Source organism: Metallumcola ferriviriculae (genome assembly GCF_035573695.1).
Lineage (GTDB): Bacteria > Bacillota > JADQBR01 > JADQBR01 > JADQBR01 > Metallumcola > Metallumcola ferriviriculae.
In genome coordinates, this window is sequence record NZ_CP121694.1 from 1,811,717 (window position 1) to 1,828,796 (window position 17,080).

The window sequence follows — 17,080 nt, forward strand, 5'->3', positions numbered from 1 at the left end:
CCTTAAATGCCGAATGGCATGAAATGCTTTTGTTCTTAGCGAGGAGGGTGGATAATTATGGCTGTAAGAATTCTATTTGCAGATGATGAAGAGAAGATGCGTAATCTGGTACGAATGTTTTTAGAAAAAGAAGGATATCAAGTTGAAGTGACAACTGATGGTAATCAGGCAGTGCGCCGAGCAGCAGAAGGCAAATTCAACCTGATAATTTTGGATGTAATGATGCCCGGCCAGGACGGATTGAGCGTATGCCGGGAAATACGTAAATTTTCTTCAGTGCCTATTATCATGCTCACTGCTCGCGGCGATGAAATAGACCGAGTGTTGGGATTTGAACTCGGAGCAGATGACTATGTGGTAAAGCCTTTCAGTCCTAGAGAATTGGTGGCACGAGTAAAGGCCCTACTCCGGCGTGCCGGAACATATAGTAATGATGAGTCAAAAGAAGTCCTGATAGAATTTGACGGACTGTCTATAGATGTGGGTGCACGCAAGATAATGAGCGGTGACCATGAAATAACACTGACACCCAAGGAATTTGACCTACTTTTATTTTTGGCTGAAAACCCCAGTAAGGTTTTTACCCGCGAAAATATTTTGGCGCGAGTTTGGGGTTATGATTATTTTGGTGATTTGCGAACGGTGGATACTCATATTAAGAAGCTGCGGGAAAAACTTAGCCAATCCGGAAACAAATTTGTTCACACTGTATGGGGTGTGGGTTATAAATTTGAGGTGAGCAGGGAATGAACCTTAGACGCAGTATGGTGGGTAAGATGTGGCTGGGGACCGTAATATTGGTGATCGTAATTCTATTGCTCTTGGGAGTTCTGCTGACGCATCTGCTGGAAAACTTTTATTATGATCAGAAAGAGGCGGAACTGGTGCGGCAGGGCTCTTTGCTTGCCCACTCCCTGGCAGAGGGAGACGAAACCACTATGAATAACCTGGATTCCCTTGAAGAGTATCTCAATGCTACTGTGATGGTGGTCAACCGTTCCGGTTTAGTGCGGGCCTGTGGCGGCATGATGGGTATGCGTCCTGGTATGCGGATGCAAAGTGGAGAAGTGGACAGGGTTTTAAGCGGGGAGATTATTACCAACAGAGGGTTTGATCCTCGTTTTGATAGGGCAGTTTTGTCCGCGGCAGTACCCATCGAAAAAGGCGATAAGGTGATCGGTGCAGCAATGCTCTATACACCTGTAGAGCCGATTAGTGAGACCATTGCGCATATGCGCCGAATAGTCTTGTTAAGCGGTGCAGTAGCAATACTTTTAGTAACTGTGCTGGGTTTTTTTATGACCAGGAAGTTATCGTTACCGTTGCTTCAGATGAAGGAACAGGCACATCGTATGGCCAGTGGTGACTTTAAGGGTAGAGTACCGGCGGAAAGTGACGATGAGATTGGTCTATTGGGTAGATCATTTAATTACATGGCAGAGCAGTTAAACAGTTCAGTGATGGCCCTGTCTCAGGAAAAAGAGAAACTGTCAAACATTGTGACCAGCATGTCTGACGGCGTTGTTACCTTTTCTTCTTCTGGTGAAATTATGTTTCTCAATCAGCAGGCAAAAGCATTGCTGAAAGCTGCCGGTTTTGCCGGGGAAGAAGAAATAGTTAATTTGTTTTCCCAGTGGATTAAGCAGGTTTTGATTTCCGGAAACCAATTAAATGAAGAAATGCCGGCCCGAGAAAGTATTTTGGCCGTACGCATATCTCCGTTGTGGGAGGATAAAAGTCCTGCGGGGGTGGTTGTCCTCCTACAGGACGTGACCAAGGAAAGGGAGCTTGAGAGACTGCGCCGAGAATTTCTGGCCAGCGTTTCCCACGAGCTGCGTACACCACTCACTTACCTTCAGGGATATGCTGAAGCGATGCAGGACGGACTGGCAGAAAGCCCGGGCGAAAGAGAGCAGATAATTAATATTTTTCTGGAGGAAACTCTTCGCCTCCGCCGCTTGGTAAACGATTTACTTGACCTTAACCAACTGGAAAACGGACAGTTGGTAATGAACTTCGGTGTAGTAGATTTAAACATGTTGGTAAAACGGGTAACTGATAAGATGCAGCCCCTCGCTCAAGGACATGAAATTAGCTTGGACAAGCAGCTGTATCCTGAAAAAGTTGCTGTTCGGGGAGACTTTGATAGACTTCAGCAGGTGTTGGTAAACTTGTTGGATAATGCACTCCAGCATACTCCTGCTCATGGCCGTATTGTAGTGTCGGTAGATAAAGTTGAAAGTGGAATAATCAGGGTGAAAGATTCCGGTGCAGGTATTCATGAAGCTGAGGTCGACCATATTTGGGAACGATTTTATAAAGTTGATAAGGCACGAACCAGAACTCAAGCGGGCACTGGGTTAGGATTGGCAATAGTTAAAAATATTATTAAAGCCCATAGCGGAGAAGTAGCCGTGATTAGTAAACCTGGTATAGGAGCGGAATTCTCTGTTGCCATTCCTTTGAGTGAACCATCTGAAGAGAAAAAAGCAGTACAGAATGCGTAAAACAAAACTTTAAACGGCCATCCCCATTGACAGCGAAAATAAGGAAAAGTATAATAAAGCTAGCTTTTGTTGGGGGGAGCGAGTGGATTGAAAGAAAAATTAGCTAGTATCGGAGCAGTAATCGCAGCATTTTTTTCATGTCTTACCTGACTAGGCCCATTGGTATTTGCGGCGCTCGGTCTGAGCGGCGTCAGTATGGGAGCTATGGCGGTTTCCTTTAGTAGATATAAAAATGTATTTTTGCTGTTTACAGCAGCCATGTTAGCATTATCATACTACCTGGTTTATCATAAATCCAACGGCAGCAGGCTAAATAAGGTGATTTTTTGGTTTTCTGCAACATTGGTAGCAGCCATGTTGATATACACTAACCGTTTTCTTTTGATGCCGTGGCTATTGTTATAGTCCTTTAATTTTGGGGAGGTTTTTATTGTGCGAAATTTAAAAAAGAATGTTATTTTATTAACAGTAATTGTCTTAACATTGTTTACTCTTACGGCATGTACAGCTAATGGCTATCGCAATGTCAGCGCAGAAGAGGCCAAACAATTAATCGATGCGGGTGGAATAACGGTAGTTGACGTTCGCACGCCGCATGAGTTTAACCAGGGCCATATCAAGAACTCACAGTTGGTGTCAATTGAACAAGTGGCGGAAACAGCTAAACAGTGGCCAAAAGACACCAAGCTTCTTATGGTATGTGCCTCTGGTTCACGAAGCGGTGCTGCAGCAGAGATGCTGGCGGAGAAGGGATATACTGAAGTTTACAATTTGGCCGGCGGTGTTTACCAATGGCCATATGGTTTAGTGAACTAACGGGAGGTGAAGCTGATGCCAAATTATGACTTCAAATGCAAAGAGTGTGGAGAACTTTTTAGTAAGAGGGTACCGATGAATGATAGAGGAAAAGTTATCTGCCCAAAGTGTTCTGGTAAAACGGAGCAGCGTCTTACGGGCTTTGGTCTAGTTAAAGGCGGCAGCAGTAGTAGCAGTGCAGGAAGTTGCGGTCCAAGCGGCAGCCGTTTTACTTGAGGGTAAAAATGAGGGAAGCAGTTTGCTTTCCTGATATGCGCAATAAATCAATTTTGATGTTTTCAGATATAAAAACATGGGTGTGGTGGCGTAAGCCACCTTGTTTTTTGCATTCGTTTCCAGAATAAACAAGGGTGACTGCTGTTGACATTTCGGGTCAACTTGTACTATTATTTACTTTGTGAGATGATGTACAATTTGTTGACAGGCTTATTAAGTTTTGCCGAAAAGAGAGGGGAATCCGCAATGCTTAAATTTTTTAGGAAAAACAACAAAATCATTTTTATAATACTTACACCGTTGCTGGCTGTAGGTTTGGTTTTGTCCTTTACCATCTGGTCTGCACCATCCATTACCAATTCCAATGGAAATCACCAGGTGAAACAAGGTGGGCCCCCTGTTCAACAGGATGATGCCTTGGTAGAAGAGCTGACTAATATTCGTCGTTACGAACAAGCATTGAAAGCTAATCCCGATAACCATACCATGCTGATAGACCTTGGTAACGCCGCCTATGATGTTGGGCTTAAATATTTTGAGACTCAGCAGGTGGAAAATGGCATTAAATATTTTAATAAAGCGGTGGAGGCGTATCAGAATTCCTTAGAGATTGGCGAAGCCGACCCAAATGTGATGACTGATCTTGCAACCGCGGCTATGTACAGCGGACAGGATCAGGTTGCTGAAGAATACTTCAAAAAAGCGATTGAAATGGATGATAGTCATATTTATGCAAAGATGAACTATGGTGTGTTTTTGGCAAATGTTAAGCAGGACTATGCCAAGGCAGTTGAGCAGTGGCAAAAAGTAGTGGCCGAGAGTACTGACCCTGACTTGAAGAGTAGGGCGCAAACTCTAATCAGCAATGCCCAAGCAAATAGCGGGCAATAATCCTGTTCAAAATTAAGCCCGCATTAGGGCTTAATTTTTTTGTGCACGGCAGGGATTTAATTATGTATAGCGAAATATAATAATATTAGACGTTAACATAGGAAGGGGTGTGGGGGATGAATAAGTTTACTACTTTGATGCTGATTTTGATGATGTCTCTTGGTTTATTGGTGCCAGTTGCTTTTGCAGCAGAGATAGATGCCCAGGCAATGATAAGTTGTTTTATGGCACCTGATTTTTGTGGCAAGACGCTTTCCGCTTGTGAGGGTGGTATATCTGAGAATATGCGGCAGGAAGTCGCGGCTATGGTGGATTCGGGTAAAACTAAGGACGAAATCATACAGCACTATGTAGGGATATACGGTATGCAAATACTGTCCGCCCCTCCCAAAGAGGGCTTTTATTTGACCGCTTGGTTTATGCCGGTTATTGGTCTGGCAGCGGGTGTGGCAATTATGTTTGGCTATATGCAGCGCACTAAAATCAAAGGTTCCAAACAGAGTAATGCCAACTCACAAGCCGATAACGGTGCCTACGATGAAGAAGTTGAAGAGGAATTAAAGAAATACATTTAGAACTTATTGTTTTCAAAAAACCGCAGTTTAACTCTAACTGCGGTTTTAAAACATCCATTGACAGCGAAATAAAATATAAGTATAATAGTAAATAACAAATAGGGTATAGCGGAGGTGAGAGAGTGAATCTAGAAGAAAAAATCAAGTCCGTTACTGACCAGCTTAATGATTTAATAAAACGCCTTCCGGCTCATTCTCTTAAACCTAGCATGTGGGCTCAGGTTGAGGAGTTAGAAGAAGAACTGCAGCACCTTAAGAAATTGGCAGCCGAAAAGGAGGATGGCTAGTGCCGGGATCACGCGCAATAATTGATGGGGATAAGTGCCGGCAGGAGGCAGATTGCCCGCCTATGGAAAATTGCCCTGCCAATGCGATAATTAACGACGAAGGATTTCGTTATGTAGATAACAGCTGCCGCGGTTGTAAAAAATGTGTTATTCTTTGCCCTTATCGGGCTATAATTATGGTGAAATAAAGATAAATATTTAACTAGGGGGTAAAAAAATGTCTAAAATTAAACAGCTCAACGACAAGAACTTTAACGAAGAAGTGAAGCAGGGGAAGGTTTTAGTTGATTTTTGGGCACCTTGGTGCGGACCGTGCAAGATGATGGCACCGGTATTGGAAGAGGTTTCCCAAGAGGTGGAACAGGTCACCATTGCCAAAGTAAATGTGGATGAGAACCCCACAGTTGCGGCCCGTTTTGGTGTGATGAGCATTCCCACATTGGCGCTGCTTGCAGATGGCGAAGAAATTGATAGAATTGTCGGGTTTGTGGACAAAGCAACTTTAAAGGCAAAACTCTAAAAGTTATTTTCCATGTAATGTATCCAGGAATTGCTCATAGCAGCTTTGACACATGGGCAGCTGGTACCAGCCAAAGTTTCGCAGGGATTTTTTACTGATTGGCTGTTGGCAGTAACAACAGAGTTGCATTTTGATTAATTGTCCCATAATATCACCCTAAAGTTGGTTTTATTTTAATGCTTGTTCGTATGGTCTCCCTCAAGACCACCTATTATAGCTCCGGGTAATTATTTCCGGAGCTATATTTTTTGCGCTGTTTTCTATTTATTATTTTGTATCAGCAGTGGCGTTAATATCCCATCGGTTTTTTTGATAGAATAAAGATATAGAATAAATATGGCGGTGATTTAATTGGGGATTATAGCGGCTATTGATTTGGGCGGTACTGCGATTAAGGGAGCTTTATTTGATGGGACAGGTCCGTTGACAAAAAAGAACCACCCAACAGAGGCGAAAAAAGGTTATGGACATGTACTGCAAAACATTGATCAATTAATCCAGCGAATGGCCGATAACAAGGGGATAAAGGTCGACGAGATAAGGTCGGTGGGCGTGGGGGTACCGGCCTTTATGGCCGAGCAAGGAAGACGTGTGGTATTGGCGCCAAACTTGGGCTGGAGTGACGTTGATTTTGCCAGCGACCTAGCTGAACAGATGCAAAAACCGGTATTCTGCAACAATGATGCTAATTTAGCTGCTTTGGGTGAACACTGGCAGGGAAACGGTAAGGACATCGAGAATTTGTTAATGGTTACCATTGGCACGGGCATTGGGTCGGGATTAATACTGAACGGAGAATTGTATCAGGGTAAAAGCGGTATGGCTGTGGAAGTGGGTCACATGGTGATAATGGCTGAAGGGAGCCACCGGTGCAGCTGCGGTCGCCAGGGCTGTGTTGAGGCGCTGACCGCTGCACCTGCAATTGTGCGTGAAGCAAAAAAATTAATGGACGTACCTACTGATTGCTTGCCCGATGTGAATATTACTGAAGCCAAGCAGGTTTATCAGGCGGCAGCCAGTGGGGATAAGCGGGCCCTTCAGGTAGTGGAAAAAGCGGCTTATTTTCTAGGAGTAGCTTTAGCTAATATACTGAACTTTTACGAATTAGATGTAATTATCATCGGCGGCGGGGTTGCCCAGGCTGGCGATATTCTGTTAAACCCATTAAGGCGGACAGTCGCACGGGAGACGGTGTTTTTCCAGCGGAGACCGACAGAAATACTGCCGGGAATGCTTGGTAATGATGCCGGGGTTTTTGGTGCCGCGCGGTGGGCTGCGCTGGGTGAGGCGAAAAAAAGAGGGTGACACCATGGAAGTAACCATAAAACTATTTGCCAATTTACGGGAAAAGGCACCGGAATGTGCCCGTAATGGGCAGTGGGTAATGGAAATTGGTGGTCAGGACAGGGTCGTGGATATACTGCAAAAGTATGATTTGGTGTTAGCTACCGATAAGATGCTGGTTACGGTTAACGGTCAGGTGCTAAAGGAAAACTATCAACTGCAGGAGGGTGACGAAATCTGCGTCTTTCCTCCGTTGATAGGCGGCTAGGGGGATAATTATGCTTAAGATATTTCAGCAGCTTGGTAGAGATTTGTTTATTTCAGGTTTGATTTCTTCCCATGGTGGTAATATGAGTATTATTGACGGAGAGAGGGTACATATTACCCGGTCAGGATCAATGCTGGGTCGGCTTATTGATGGCGATGTAGTGGTTACCGGATTGAATGTTGATGATGGTGATTTTAAGCTTGCTTCTTCTGAATTAGTGGTTCATCGGGCTGTTTATCGGCACACTGATGCCCGGGCGATACTTCATGCCCATCCCCCCTACGCAGTGGCGCTATCGCTGCTGACCGATGAAGACATTGTACCGGTGGATTCTGAGGGCGCTTATTTGTTGAAAAGAGTACCAGTGATATCAGCCAAAGAAACCATCGGCTCACAGGAAGTAGCCGAAAAATTGCCTCAGGCTTTATCACGAGCGCCAATCAGTGTATTGAAGGGGCATGGCAGCTTTGCAGTGGGCAGTACTTTGGCAGAGGCACTTCAGTATACTACTGCGTTAGAATTGGCGGCTAAAATAATTTGGTTGAGCAGCAGGCATGGCGGTCGGAGGTAAAGTTTAGATAAATAATGGTTGCTGCCCATTGCATAAAATACTATTGATGGGGATTAACTATGGATAGTCGGTTAACGGCTAAGTTCTTAAGGAGATGGTAACAGTGTTTGATATGATCGTATTGGGCGGTGGTCCCGGCGGATATACGGCTGCTATCAGGGCGGCGCACCAAGGGGGTAAGGTGGCGCTCATTGAAAGAGATGCTTTGGGAGGTACATGTCTTAATTGGGGCTGCATTCCCACTAAGGCTCTTGTGAAATCCGCTGAGGTTTATCGGTCTGTTCGTGATGCTGAGCAGTTTGGCGTGAATGTAGAAAACTCCAACCTGAATTTTAGTGGGGTTACCATGCATAAAACAAAAGTCGTCAACGATCTTCGTAAAGGGTTGGACCAGTTGATGAAGGCCAATAAGATTGAGGTATTTAGCGGCAGTGGCGAGGTGCAGGATTTGCACACCATTTTAGTTGACCAAGGTAATGGGGAAAAGACTGCCGTAAAAGGCAAAAATATAGTGATTGCAACTGGTTCGGTTCCCATACGCATACCAATACCGGGTGCTGATGCCGAAGGTGTAATAACTTCAGACCAGGCTTTGTCACTAACTTCACTGCCAGACAGTATGGTGGTAATTGGCGGCGGTGTAGTGGGATTGGAGTTAGCAAGTGTCTTTAACAGTTTTGGCTGTAAAATAACGGTGGTAGAAATGGCACCGTTTATTTTACCGCCCATGGATCAGGAAATATCGAGGCGTTTGACCCCGATGTTAAAAAAACAGGGCATGAACATTTTTACCGGTACAGTAGTAAAAGAGATAAAAAGGCAGGATAAACTAGTGGTCACTTTGGAAGGGAAACAGGACCGGCAGATAACTGCGGATATGGTATTATTGGCTACTGGCAGGGTACCCAATTTAGCGGGGGTTTCAATAGATAAATTAGGGATACATCATCAAGGCCAAAGAATAGCCGCCAACGAACGCATGGAGACAAATCTCCCTGGTATCTATGCTGTGGGCGATGTTACCGGTGGCACAATGCTGGCGCATGTAGCGGCTGCTGAGGGGATGGTGGCAGCGGATAACTGTATGGGCCAACAAAGGGAGTTTGATTTTCGTGCAGTACCGGCATGTATATTTACTTATCCGGAAGTAGCTGCAGTGGGTATGACTGAACAGCAGGCAAAGGACGCATACACAAATATTACAGTCAGTAAATTTCCCTTTTCGGCAAGCGGTAAGGCATTGACTTTAGGAGAAGGCGCGGGTATCACTAAAATGATTGCCCATGCCGAAACCGGGCAGATACTTGGCGTACATATTTTGGGTGCCCAAGCAACAGAACTGATTGCCGAGGCGGCACTCGCAATTGATGCCCGTCTTACCGCCCAGGAAGTAGCAGATACCATTCACGCTCATCCCACCTTAGCAGAGACTATTGCGGAAGCTGCGCACGGCATAGTGGGAAAATCTATTCATACTGTTCGCTAAGATAGAACATCTTTTGATAACTGTTTCAGAGGGAACGTGAAAGTAAATCGATTTGTTTTGGGAGGGGGAAAGATATGAAATTACAGTCGTACAGTGCCATGGCCATAGGCAGTTTGCCCTTCAAGGAACCTGAGAAGGCCCTGGACCTCATATGGAAGTATATTCCGGATTACCCGCACTGGCCGCAGCTGCCCCAGCGCGGTCCAAGAGAACATTTCGTATATCAGTATTTATACCCGCTGGTTCAGCTGGGTATTTTAGAGGAGCAGTCTAACGGTAAAATGCGAGTGGCGGGGAACTCTGATGGGTGGGAAGAAAAGCTAACCACCTTTTACACCTGGTTTTTAGATGGCAGCGAAAAGGGCAATTTAAATAACTTTAGGGCTACCCGGGAATCGGCTGCTGGGTTTTATAGCTTCCTAGAAGATATAGAGCTTTTTGGCACTAGAAGAGCAAAGGCCCTCAAAGGTCAGATAAGTGGCCCACTGAGTGTATCCTTATATCTATACGATCAAGAAGGTAAATCTGCTTATTATAATGCGGAAGTAAGGGATGTCCTTATTAAGGCACTGAGCTTACAAGCGCGCTGGCAGGCTAAGGAAATGGCTAAGCATGGGCTGCCGGCAATAATTTTTATTGATGATCCTGCGGTTGCCGCGGTGGGTTCCTCGACCTTTGTTTCCATCCAGAGAGAGGCAGTGGTGGAGATATTCAAAGAAATGCTGGCAGAAATCAGGAAGGATGCGGCTCTCATCGGGGTGCACTCTTGTGCCGGGGTTGATTGGTCTATTTTTGTGGATGCCGGAATTGACATAATTAGTTTTGATGCCGACCAATATTTTGAGTCTTTACTGGTGTACTCCAAAAGTATTAAAGAATTTCTTGCAAGGGGCGGCACATTGGCATGGGGAGGTATTCCCACCACCGAAGCCATATTTAATACCGATAAGAAAGGCCTGGTTACAGCGTGGAAAAGGCAGCGGGAACGTTTGGTAAAGGCAGGCATAGCCGAGCAGCTGCTCAACCAGATGGTCATTACCCCTAGCTGCGGGGCGGGAACTCTAACGTCCCAAGCGGCTGAAAAAATATATTCCTTAAACTATGATTTTGCTTCATATCTGCAGGAAATAGGCTAACGGGGGGCTGACAATTGTCTGAGCTTATTATTGAAGGTGTACGGGGGATACCTCTAGAATGGCAGGTCTTTTTACTGTCCATGCTGCCGGTGACAGAACTGAGGGCGGCAATACCAATCGGTTTGGCCAGAGGCCTTAATATTTCCCAGGCGTTGTTTTTTGGTATAATGGGAAATTTAATTCCGGTAGTGCCCTTGCTGCTGCTGCTGGACCCCGTCAGTACCTTTTTGAGTCGTTTCCCGTTCTTTCAACGAATTTTTAATTGGATATTTGAACGGACTAGAACAAAAAGTGACAAAGTAGAAAAGCTAGGCGCCTGGGGTTTACTTTTGTTTGTAGGAATTCCGGCACCTGGAACTGGAGTGTGGACCGGGAGTCTGATAGCATTTTTACTGGGGATAAAGTTCTGGCGTGCATTATGGCCAATCTGCATCGGTACAGTGCTTGCTGGTATCCTGGTTTCTATGGCCACTCTGGGGGTTTTGAAGTTATTCACTGGTGAATTGGGCTTATTACTGTTATTGGTTATTATCGTACTGGTGTTTTGGAAGTACCGAAGAAGTTAGGTGGTGGCAACTTTGTCAGTTTATGAATATACAGGTAATCTGCATGTGCACTCCACTTATTCAGATGGGTCCGGGGATATTCCCGAAATAGCTGCAGCGGCTGGGAAAGCCGGAATAGATTTTGTCGGAATCAACGACCATCACACTTTGGCAGGTATGAAAGACGGACTGGAGGGCTGGCGCGACGGCGTCTTAATATTGGTGGGCATGGAAAATAACCATAATAACCATCATTATTTATCCTACGGCGCCTCAACGGAAGTCCCGGATAATACCGATAATCCTCAGAAGGTAATTGATGCTGTCAATGCTCAGCATGGCATTGGTTTTATCGCTCACCCCTTTGAAAAAGGGAGTCGAATGGTATTTGGAGGACACGCATACACGTGGGATGATTGGTCTGTTAAAGGATATACGGGTATTTCAATTTGGAATTACAGTTCACAATGGCGTGACGGAGCTACCGGTTTGGTGCAGGCATTGTATAATCTTTACCTGAAACCACACCGCCCTATTACCGGACCATGTTCGGAGGCATTGGCAAAATTGGATGAGGTTGCCCAGCAGCGAAGAATTACTGCCATAGGCGGGTCCGATGCTCATGCTGTGAAGATAAAGTATGGGCCCTTGTCGCCCTGCATTTTCCCGTATCAGTTTTTGTTTCGCACGGTAAATACCCATGTTTTATTAGACAGCCCATTAACAGGGGACGTAGAAATCGATAAGGTTAAAATTTACCGTGCGTTAGCAGAAGGTAAGTGTTTTGTCGCCTTTGATTTTTATAAACCGACCAAGGGTTTTCGTTATTGGGCGGTCAACGGGGAGAGACTTCTGAGTATGGGTCAGGCGGTAGACTTTTCCGGTGGGTGGGAAATGAAGGCAGAGTTACCGGATAAGGGCGATATCAGCATTATTAGAAACGGGCATGTAGTAATACAGGAGACCGGTCGGAGTGTAAAGATGTTAGTAGAAAAACCCGGAGCATATCGACTGGCTGTTCGGCAGCGTCGAGGTTTAGGGAGTTTACCGTGGATATATAGCAATTATCTATATTTTCGCTAGTTCTTAAGAAGATGGTATAGTTAGTGGATCAGTGTTCCAACAAGAAAGAAATTGTTTCCCCCTGGGCATACTAATGCCAAAGGGGGTGAATGGATGCTTAATCAGCGTGCGGTAAAAATTAATCGACGCGAACCCGGTGGTGATAAAATTTCCCGGGTGGCACAAAGCAAGAAGGCCAATATGGAAATGGCCCATGCCATAACAACTGACCTGCGTAAAGTAAATCGCCCGGACTTCCACTTTGATGAAAGTGGTGGTGCAGATTATTTTGGCGGCGTATAAGAAAATTAGTCTTTTTCATGAACCTTGCAATAAGGTTCATTTTCTTTTGCCCTTCTTTCTTTTTCCCTTTCACTACTATTTGATACTTCTGTCAGTATTTCCGCTTCAGTTTCGTCTCTGGCGTCAAACATGTTTGGCTTTGTGGCTTTGGGGTTCTTGGCCCAAAAATACAAACCGCCTAAAAAGATAAAAGCCAATGTACCGACTACCCACAGCAGTATCTCGGATATTGGATTCATGGAAATGCCTCCTTTAATGGTTTAATCCTAGAATGGTGTTTTTCCGGATATTTATCCCTTGAAAAAAAATTTTAAAAAATTTTCCAGCTAAGCAGGAAAATAAAGGGGGTAGAGAGAATAGAAAGTGGTAGTAAGTGGAGGAAAGTGGTAGATTATACCCACAAAGTGGAGTGACGCCTATGTTTATGGGGGAATATTTTCATACAGTTGACGGTAAAGGGCGTCTGATTATCCCGGCCAAGTTTAGAGAAGGCCTGGAAGATACTTTCGTGGTTACTAAAGGGTTAGATAATTGCCTTTTCGTTTATCCGCCGGATGAATGGAAGACATTGGAGCAAAAACTAAAAGCACTTCCTTTTACTAAAAAGGATGCGAGAGCCTTCGTTCGGTTTTTCTTTTCCGGGGCCACGGAATGTGAACTGGACAAACAGGGAAGGATTTTATTGCCGGCCAGCTTGCGAAATTATGGTCAATTGGAAAAAGATGTAGTAATTATCGGTGTTTCATCCAGGGTTGAGATTTGGAGTAGGGAGAGTTGGGAAAAATACAGTACTGAAGCAGAAATGGATTATGAGGAGATTGCGGAGAAGATTGTTGACTTTGATATCGACTTGTAACGTTCGGTTAAATGTAAATAAAGGAGTAGTGGCCCGATGGAATTTTATCACCGATCGGTGATGCTGCAGGAATGTATGGAATTATTAAAAATAAAGCCGAATGGCATCTATTTTGACTGCACCTTGGGCGGTGGCGGACACGGTGAAGCCATAGCCGAAAAACTCAATGATCAGGGCTTATTGGTTGGCCTTGACCAAGATGAAGACGCTTTAGAGGCTGCAGAAGGAAGATTGCAGCAGTATTCTGATAAAGTTAAGATTGTGCGTAGTAATTTCCGTTACCTAGGTCAAGTAGCTGCTGATCTTGGCATAACACAAATAGATGGCTTCTTGTTTGATTTGGGCATATCGTCTTATCAGGTTGACCAAGCAGATAGAGGATTTAGTTACCAGCAGGAAGCGCCGTTAGATATGCGTATGGATAAGCAGCAGGTAACTAATGCCGGCACGCTGGTGAATGAATTAAGTGAAGCGCACTTAGCAGAAATTATTAAAAACTATGGCGAAGAGCGTTGGGCTGCCCGAATTGCCAGCTTTATTGTCAATTTTAGGGCAAACCAACATATAGAAACCACCACTCAGTTGGTGGATATAATTAAAAAGGCAATACCCGCTGGGGCAAGGAAAGCCGGTCCCCATCCCGCCAAACGGACTTTCCAAGCCCTGCGGATTGCTGTAAACAGTGAATTGGATGTTATATCTGAAGCATTAAAGCAGGGAGTCGGCCTTTTGTCACCCCGCGGTAGAATAGTAGTTATTTCCTTCCATTCGTTGGAGGATAGAATTGTGAAGCAAACTTTTCGGGACATGGCCCAAAGTTGTAAATGCCCACCCGGGTTTCCTGTTTGCACATGCGGTGTCCAGAAACAGGTACGTATAGTTACCTCTAAGCCAGTCATTCCGTCTGAAGAAGAAGTAAATGCTAATCCCCGGGCGCGCAGCGCCAAGGTAAGGGCGGCGGAAAAGCTGTAAAGTTCTAAAGCTGAAAGAGGGTGAATAAGCTTGTTATTAGCACAAAAACAGGAAGATTATAATAATTACTATGATACAGTACCAACCATCAAACCGAAGCCGGCACCACAAGCCAAGACTTGGCCAAAGCCATTGATGGTGGCCATTGTACTGGTTGCATTTCTTTCGGGCTTATTCATGATTTCAAAATATGTCCAGCTTTCTATGTTAGGCACCGAAATAAATCAGGTAAAAAAACAAATTGATACTTTAAAAAATGATAATGAAAGATTACAATTAGAAATTGCCAAGCTTAATTCACCGGAGCGGGTAGCGGTTATTGCCAGTACAAGATTAGGAATGCGTGAACCCAATCTAAAACAGTTCAAACTGGTTACACCTTTGCCGGAACAACCCACCGCTGCTATCAAACTGGTCAATCAACCGACGCCGGAGGGTAGTGAGAATTTAAGTGAGGAAATGGGTTTTGTTCGGGCTATCACCCACTGGGTCTCCCATTGGGTTGGTGGTGTTTCTGAAGTTGAGGCGTCTCCGTTATAAGAGGGTTAAATGACAATCGCCTCCGGTTAGCTAAAAAATATTTTATTTCCTGAGGTGAGATTATGAACACAAGGTTAGTAATTCGAAAGCGCACAACGTGGCTTTTTGTTGCCTTTACCTGTGTTCTTTTTTTGTTGGTAGGCAGACTTATTTGGGTTCAATTTGTACGTGGGGATGAATACCAGCAGATAGCGTTGGAGGCCCGACTGCGGGAAGTGCCGGTGGAGGCAAAGCGCGGCACGATTTTTGATCGTAATGGTAATAAATTGGCTATCAGTGTATCTGCTGATTCAGTTTACGCTCTACCCGCCGAGGTGCGGCGCTCAGAAAAATCGCAGGAAATAGCAGCAACATTAGCTGACATCCTTGAGTTATCGGCAAAGGATGTTCATGAGAAAATTACCAAAGATAGTTCATTTATGTGGATAAAACGGAAGGTGTCTATTGAACAGGCAGCCCAAATCAAGAAGGCTAACCTTGCTGGGATAAAAATTGTGGAAGAAAGTCAACGTTTTTACCCTAAAGCAACCTTGGCATCCCATTTGTTGGGGTTTGCCGGGGTGGATAACCAAGGCCTTGAAGGGTTGGAAGTTATGTATGATAAAACGCTGCGGGGAAGTCCCGGTAGAATAGTAATTGAATATGATGCAGGAGGGAGACAGATTCCTCAAGCTCTGCATCAGTATTACCCGCCCGAGGACGGTATGAATATACGTTTGACTATAGACCAGACCATTCAGTACATAGCCGAACGGGAATTAGATGCATTGGTGGCCAGCCCTACAAATCCAAAAAGTGCTACTATTATTGTAATGGAACCTAAAACCGGTCGTATTTTAGCGCTGGCCAGCAGGCCCAATTATGATCCAAATACATTTCGGGAATTTTCGCCGAAAGTATGGAGAAACATTGCCGTTTCCAATGCATACGAGCCAGGGTCCACTTTTAAAATTATTACTACGGCTACGGCGCTGGAGGAGGGTGTAGTAAAGCCCGATGAGCGCTTATATTCGCCGGGTTACATCAAAGTGGGGTCAGAGCGGATTAAATGCTGGCGGTCTTATAATCCCCATGGCAGTCAAAGTTTTGTCGAAGGGGTGCAAAATTCCTGCAATCCAATTTTTGTGGAAGTAGGGTTGCGTGTTGAAGAAAAACAGAAAGGTTTATTCTACCAATACATTAAAGGATTCGGTTTTGGCACCCAGACGGGGATAGACCTACCCGGTGAAGCAAAGGGTATTATGATTCCCGAGGATAAATTAAAAAAGATTAATACCGCTACTATCTCCATCGGGCAATCTATCGCTGTGACGCCGATTCAGTTAATTACGGCAGTATCGGCAGTTGCCAACGGCGGGAATTTGATGAAACCGCAGTTGGTTGAAGCGGTGCTGGATAAGGATGGAAATATAGTACAAGAATTTGGGCCGCAAAAAGTAAGAACGGTAATATCCCAAGAAACTTCGCGGGAAGTGGCTATGATATTGGAAAGTGTTGTTAGTGAAGGTACCGGTTTGAATGCATATATCGATGGATACAGGGTGGCAGGTAAGACAGGTACTGCGCAAAAGGCAGGACCAGGCGGTTACCAAGACGGAAAGTATGTGGCTTCCTTTATTGGCTTTGCACCGGCGAATGACCCTCGTTTGGCGATTTTGGTAGTAGCGGATGAACCTCAAGGATACCCTTATTATGGTGGTACCGTGGCGGCACCAATATTAAAGCGAGTAATGGAAGACGGTTTGCGCTATTTGGGAGTCCCCCGGCAATTTTCAGAGAAGGAAGGAAGCAAGACCGAGGACGAGAAGAAGAAAGAGGTACTGGTGCCGGATGTGATTTCCTTACCTCTTGATAAGGCCAGCCATGCTATTCGAGCGGTTGGGTTAACCCCGAAGGTGGCAGGTGAAGGGCATACTGTGATTGAACAAATTCCGGCTGCGGATACAAGGATTATTACGGGCAGCCAGGTACTATTGAAGTTAAGTGAAGGAATTAGTAATGATTCGGAAGTGACTGTTCCCGACGTTACTGGAAAAAGGGTGCCTAGGGCTGCCACACTATTGGAAGCGATGGGCTTGGTTCTGAAGCCTCAGGGCGCGGGTACAGCGGTGGAACAAAGACCCGTCCCGGGAACTAAGGTTAGCCCAGGTACTGAAATTTATGTGATATTCAAGGAAGTTCCTGAGCAAACCACCACGGCTCCGTGATGGATGCTGAATATATTTTCCAATACAGGAAATAATAT

General features: G+C 45.0%; 23 protein-coding genes. 22 read left to right on the forward strand and 1 reads right to left on the reverse strand.

Going from position 1 to position 17,080, the window contains the following annotated elements:
* Positions 1-57: 57 nt before the first annotated feature.
* From MFMK1_RS09080 to MFMK1_RS09165, 18 genes are all read left to right on the forward strand, one after another.
* A complete protein-coding gene (locus MFMK1_RS09080) occupies positions 58-750 on the forward strand; it encodes a response regulator transcription factor (RefSeq protein WP_366924792.1) in 693 nt (230 codons plus the stop codon).
* Complete coding sequence (locus MFMK1_RS09085) at positions 747-2,507, forward strand: HAMP domain-containing sensor histidine kinase (protein WP_366924793.1); 1,761 nt, start codon at positions 747-749, stop codon at positions 2,505-2,507. The genes MFMK1_RS09080 and MFMK1_RS09085 overlap by 4 nt, the downstream gene beginning before the upstream one ends.
* A gap of 195 nt (positions 2,508-2,702) precedes the next feature.
* Positions 2,703-2,912: a hypothetical protein gene (locus tag MFMK1_RS09090; RefSeq protein WP_366924794.1), complete on the forward strand. Its 210-nt coding sequence runs from the start codon at positions 2,703-2,705 to the stop codon at positions 2,910-2,912.
* 27 nt (positions 2,913-2,939) lie between these two features.
* The gene (locus tag MFMK1_RS09095) at positions 2,940-3,323 is read left to right on the forward strand and encodes a rhodanese-like domain-containing protein (protein WP_366924795.1); all 384 of its coding nucleotides are present in this window, start codon (positions 2,940-2,942) and stop codon (positions 3,321-3,323) included.
* A 15-nt stretch (positions 3,324-3,338) separates the two neighbouring features.
* Positions 3,339-3,539, forward strand: a complete 201-nt coding sequence (locus tag MFMK1_RS09100) for an FmdB family zinc ribbon protein (protein WP_366924796.1) — start codon at positions 3,339-3,341, stop codon at positions 3,537-3,539.
* A gap of 246 nt (positions 3,540-3,785) precedes the next feature.
* Positions 3,786-4,430 carry a tetratricopeptide repeat protein gene (locus MFMK1_RS09105; RefSeq protein WP_366924797.1) on the forward strand — a complete coding sequence of 215 codons (645 nt, stop codon included), beginning with the start codon at positions 3,786-3,788 and terminating at the stop codon, positions 4,428-4,430.
* Positions 4,431-4,546: 116 nt separating this feature from the next.
* Positions 4,547-5,005, forward strand: a complete 459-nt coding sequence (locus MFMK1_RS09110) for a cytochrome c-type biogenesis protein (protein ID WP_366924798.1) — start codon at positions 4,547-4,549, stop codon at positions 5,003-5,005.
* Positions 5,006-5,127: 122 nt separating this feature from the next.
* Positions 5,128-5,292, forward strand: coding sequence for a histidine kinase (locus tag MFMK1_RS09115; RefSeq protein WP_366924799.1), 165 nt, complete (start codon positions 5,128-5,130; stop codon positions 5,290-5,292).
* A complete protein-coding gene (locus MFMK1_RS09120) occupies positions 5,292-5,480 on the forward strand; it encodes a 4Fe-4S binding protein (protein WP_366924800.1) in 189 nt (62 codons plus the stop codon). The genes MFMK1_RS09115 and MFMK1_RS09120 overlap by 1 nt, the downstream gene beginning before the upstream one ends.
* A gap of 29 nt (positions 5,481-5,509) precedes the next feature.
* A complete protein-coding gene (gene trxA / locus MFMK1_RS09125) occupies positions 5,510-5,812 on the forward strand; it encodes a thioredoxin (protein ID WP_366924801.1) in 303 nt (100 codons plus the stop codon).
* A gap of 351 nt (positions 5,813-6,163) precedes the next feature.
* A complete protein-coding gene (locus tag MFMK1_RS09130; protein WP_366924802.1) occupies positions 6,164-7,117 on the forward strand; it encodes an ROK family protein in 954 nt (317 codons plus the stop codon).
* A 4-nt stretch (positions 7,118-7,121) separates the two neighbouring features.
* Positions 7,122-7,364, forward strand: a complete 243-nt coding sequence (locus tag MFMK1_RS09135; RefSeq protein ID WP_366924803.1) for a MoaD/ThiS family protein — start codon at positions 7,122-7,124, stop codon at positions 7,362-7,364.
* Positions 7,365-7,374: 10 nt separating this feature from the next.
* Positions 7,375-7,935, forward strand: coding sequence for an aldolase (locus tag MFMK1_RS09140; protein WP_366924804.1), 561 nt, complete (start codon positions 7,375-7,377; stop codon positions 7,933-7,935).
* A 112-nt stretch (positions 7,936-8,047) separates the two neighbouring features.
* The gene (gene lpdA, locus MFMK1_RS09145; protein WP_366924910.1) at positions 8,048-9,421 is read left to right on the forward strand and encodes a dihydrolipoyl dehydrogenase; all 1,374 of its coding nucleotides are present in this window, start codon (positions 8,048-8,050) and stop codon (positions 9,419-9,421) included.
* 74 nt (positions 9,422-9,495) lie between these two features.
* Positions 9,496-10,557 carry a uroporphyrinogen decarboxylase/cobalamine-independent methonine synthase family protein gene (locus MFMK1_RS09150; protein ID WP_366924805.1) on the forward strand — a complete coding sequence of 354 codons (1,062 nt, stop codon included), beginning with the start codon at positions 9,496-9,498 and terminating at the stop codon, positions 10,555-10,557.
* A gap of 14 nt (positions 10,558-10,571) precedes the next feature.
* The gene (locus tag MFMK1_RS09155; RefSeq protein ID WP_366924806.1) at positions 10,572-11,123 is read left to right on the forward strand and encodes a COG2426 family protein; all 552 of its coding nucleotides are present in this window, start codon (positions 10,572-10,574) and stop codon (positions 11,121-11,123) included.
* A 12-nt stretch (positions 11,124-11,135) separates the two neighbouring features.
* The gene (locus tag MFMK1_RS09160) at positions 11,136-12,185 is read left to right on the forward strand and encodes a PHP domain-containing protein (RefSeq protein WP_366924807.1); all 1,050 of its coding nucleotides are present in this window, start codon (positions 11,136-11,138) and stop codon (positions 12,183-12,185) included.
* Positions 12,186-12,278: 93 nt separating this feature from the next.
* Positions 12,279-12,467: a hypothetical protein gene (locus tag MFMK1_RS09165; protein ID WP_366924808.1), complete on the forward strand. Its 189-nt coding sequence runs from the start codon at positions 12,279-12,281 to the stop codon at positions 12,465-12,467.
* A gap of 5 nt (positions 12,468-12,472) precedes the next feature.
* Here the strand turns inward: MFMK1_RS09165 and MFMK1_RS09170 are convergent, their stop codons facing one another.
* Positions 12,473-12,706 (reverse strand): hypothetical protein, encoded by a 234-nt coding sequence (locus MFMK1_RS09170; protein ID WP_366924809.1) that lies wholly within the window; start codon positions 12,704-12,706, stop codon positions 12,473-12,475.
* Positions 12,707-12,885: 179 nt separating this feature from the next.
* Between MFMK1_RS09170 and mraZ the strand changes: the two genes are divergently transcribed.
* The 4 genes from mraZ (at position 12,886) to MFMK1_RS09190 (ending at position 17,042) form a co-directional block, all read left to right on the forward strand.
* The gene (gene mraZ / locus MFMK1_RS09175) at positions 12,886-13,323 is read left to right on the forward strand and encodes a division/cell wall cluster transcriptional repressor MraZ (RefSeq protein WP_366924810.1); all 438 of its coding nucleotides are present in this window, start codon (positions 12,886-12,888) and stop codon (positions 13,321-13,323) included.
* Positions 13,324-13,359: 36 nt separating this feature from the next.
* Entirely contained in the window at positions 13,360-14,295 is a 936-nt protein-coding gene (gene rsmH, locus MFMK1_RS09180) for a 16S rRNA (cytosine(1402)-N(4))-methyltransferase RsmH (RefSeq protein WP_366924811.1), read from the forward strand.
* Positions 14,296-14,325: 30 nt separating this feature from the next.
* Positions 14,326-14,835, forward strand: coding sequence for a cell division protein FtsL (ftsL, locus tag MFMK1_RS09185; RefSeq protein ID WP_366924812.1), 510 nt, complete (start codon positions 14,326-14,328; stop codon positions 14,833-14,835).
* Between the two features lie 62 nt (positions 14,836-14,897).
* On the forward strand, positions 14,898-17,042 hold the full coding sequence (locus tag MFMK1_RS09190; protein WP_366924813.1) for a stage V sporulation protein D: 2,145 nt from the start codon (positions 14,898-14,900) through the stop codon (positions 17,040-17,042).
* Positions 17,043-17,080 lie beyond the last annotated feature (38 nt).

What these genes read in the sequence shown, in the direction of transcription:
- MFMK1_RS09080 (WP_366924792.1), top strand. Translation starts at nt 58, where the DNA reads ATGGCTGTAAGAATTCTATTTGCAGATGATGAAGAGAAGATGCGTAAT.
- MFMK1_RS09085 (WP_366924793.1), top strand. Translation starts at nt 747, where the DNA reads ATGAACCTTAGACGCAGTATGGTGGGTAAGATGTGGCTGGGGACCGTA.
- MFMK1_RS09090 (WP_366924794.1), top strand. Translation starts at nt 2,703, where the DNA reads ATGGGAGCTATGGCGGTTTCCTTTAGTAGATATAAAAATGTATTTTTG.
- MFMK1_RS09100 (WP_366924796.1), top strand. Translation starts at nt 3,339, where the DNA reads ATGCCAAATTATGACTTCAAATGCAAAGAGTGTGGAGAACTTTTTAGT.
- MFMK1_RS09105 (WP_366924797.1), top strand. Translation starts at nt 3,786, where the DNA reads ATGCTTAAATTTTTTAGGAAAAACAACAAAATCATTTTTATAATACTT.
- MFMK1_RS09110 (WP_366924798.1), top strand. Translation starts at nt 4,547, where the DNA reads ATGAATAAGTTTACTACTTTGATGCTGATTTTGATGATGTCTCTTGGT.
- trxA (WP_366924801.1), top strand. Translation starts at nt 5,510, where the DNA reads ATGTCTAAAATTAAACAGCTCAACGACAAGAACTTTAACGAAGAAGTG.
- MFMK1_RS09135 (WP_366924803.1), top strand. Translation starts at nt 7,122, where the DNA reads ATGGAAGTAACCATAAAACTATTTGCCAATTTACGGGAAAAGGCACCG.
- MFMK1_RS09140 (WP_366924804.1), top strand. Translation starts at nt 7,375, where the DNA reads ATGCTTAAGATATTTCAGCAGCTTGGTAGAGATTTGTTTATTTCAGGT.
- lpdA (WP_366924910.1), top strand. Translation starts at nt 8,048, where the DNA reads ATGATCGTATTGGGCGGTGGTCCCGGCGGATATACGGCTGCTATCAGG.
- MFMK1_RS09150 (WP_366924805.1), top strand. Translation starts at nt 9,496, where the DNA reads ATGAAATTACAGTCGTACAGTGCCATGGCCATAGGCAGTTTGCCCTTC.
- MFMK1_RS09165 (WP_366924808.1), top strand. Translation starts at nt 12,279, where the DNA reads ATGCTTAATCAGCGTGCGGTAAAAATTAATCGACGCGAACCCGGTGGT.
- MFMK1_RS09170 (WP_366924809.1), bottom strand. Translation starts at nt 12,706, where the DNA reads ATGAATCCAATATCCGAGATACTGCTGTGGGTAGTCGGTACATTGGCT.
- mraZ (WP_366924810.1), top strand. Translation starts at nt 12,886, where the DNA reads ATGTTTATGGGGGAATATTTTCATACAGTTGACGGTAAAGGGCGTCTG.
- rsmH (WP_366924811.1), top strand. Translation starts at nt 13,360, where the DNA reads ATGGAATTTTATCACCGATCGGTGATGCTGCAGGAATGTATGGAATTA.
- MFMK1_RS09190 (WP_366924813.1), top strand. Translation starts at nt 14,898, where the DNA reads ATGAACACAAGGTTAGTAATTCGAAAGCGCACAACGTGGCTTTTTGTT.